1 protein-coding gene is annotated in these 257 nt (G+C 46.7%); it reads right to left on the reverse strand.

From position 1 onward, the window contains the following. Positions 1-257, reverse strand: a 257-nt coding sequence (locus AC0IXA_RS27765) for a Na(+)/H(+) antiporter subunit C (protein ID WP_471814955.1), incomplete at both ends; no start/stop codon positions are given.

The raw sequence follows: 257 nt of genomic DNA on the forward strand, positions 1-257 counted from the left end.
CATGTCATCTGTTCGCAGCTCTTGGAAGGCTCGGAAGGCCATGACAAGTAATAAGGATGTCACACCAAAAGCAATGACAATGGCTGTTAAAATTAATGCTTGCGGCAATGGATCTACATAGGATGTGAGCCCCTCTTTTAGAACTGGAGGCGCTCCCTTTTTTAAGCCGCCCATTGTTAAAAGAAGCAAGTGGACGCCGTGACTCAAAACAGCAGTACCGACGATGACCCGCAGAAGGCTTTTTGACAGCATCAAAT

The sequence above is a fragment of the Pseudomonas sp. AC083 genome (genome assembly GCF_979253165.1).